The organism is Mesorhizobium sp. M7A.F.Ca.ET.027.03.2.1 (genome assembly GCF_003999175.1).
Lineage (GTDB): Bacteria > Pseudomonadota > Alphaproteobacteria > Rhizobiales > Rhizobiaceae > Mesorhizobium.
Window position 1 is genome coordinate 1 of record NZ_RZOM01001401.1, and the last position, 1,230, is coordinate 1,230.

The following is a 1,230-nucleotide window of genomic DNA, read 5'->3' on the forward strand; positions in this document are numbered from 1 at the left end:
CCTCCATCTGCGATTAACAAATGTTAGTCGCAGCATAAATTAAAGATTACAGGAAGGAAAATCTCAATGGAAGCAGCCTTGGGCAGGGTGTCCGCCAGTAAACACGCTGGCAGGGAAAATCTACTGGTTTGCTTCTCCCACTTGCGTTGGAATTTCGTCCATCAACGCCCGCAGCATATTCTCACTCTTGCATCCATGCAGCAGAGAGTGATCTACTTTGAAGAGCCTGTTTTTGAAGAACTGCCACAGCCGCTGATGCGGACGAGCGAGGCATCGCCAAACATTCTAATTGTGACACCAGTGCTTCCGCTCGGCGCGTCGGCCGCGAAATCAGATGCCGTCCAGCGGAGATTTGTTCAGCGGATTATAGCTTCAATGCCGCACAGCCGGCTGATCGCCTGGTACTACACGCCGATGGCTCTTCGCTTCACGGAGTTCCTTGACCCAGACATATGCGTCTACGACTGCATGGACGAACTCTCCGCCTTCAAGAATGCGCCGCCCGAACTGGCGCAGATGGAAAAGGAACTTCTGCGCCGCGCCGATCTCGTTTTCACCGGTGGCCTGAGCCTGTTCGAGACCAAGCGCCGCCTGCATCAGGCCATTTACCCCTTTCCGAGCAGCATCGATGTGAAACACTTTCACAAGGCAAGGCTGCCAGGAAAGGACCCCATCGATCAGGCCGGCATTCCTCACCCGAGGGTGGGGTATTTCGGCGTCATCGACGAGCGGCTGGACGTCGACCTCGTGGCGCTAGCAGCGCGGACCATGCCGGACGTGCATTTCGTCATGATCGGCCCCGTTGTCAAAATCGATCCTGCAATCCTGCCGAAGGCCGACAACCTGCATTGGTTGGACGCGAAGGCCTACTGCGACCTGCCCGATTATCTTCGCCATTGGGATGCCGGGTGGATGCCGTTTGCGCTCAACGAAGCGACCCGGTTCATCAGCCCAACCAAGACGCCAGAGTTTCTGGCGGCGGGTCTGCCGGTGATCTCGACGGCAATCGTTGACGTTGTGCGCAGCTACGGCGCTGCTGGGCTGGTGGAGATCGCCGACGGTGACGACTTGGACAGCAAGCTGCGCTCCCTGCTTTTGCGACCGCGCGAGATGCTGCTGCCGCAAGTCGATGCCTATCTGGCTGACATGTCGTGGGAAAGAACATGGAAGGCCATGGCCGCTCACATTGAGGGCGCCTACCGACGCAAGAAGGTCGTCCCGCTCCGCAGG

General features: G+C 57.8%; 1 protein-coding gene. It reads left to right on the forward strand.

Annotation, left to right across the window (positions count from 1 at the left end):
- Positions 1-66 precede the first annotated feature (66 nt).
- Positions 67-1,230 (forward strand): glycosyltransferase family 1 protein (locus EN750_RS35040; RefSeq protein ID WP_145968223.1); only part of this gene is annotated, 1,164 nt, incomplete at its 3' end.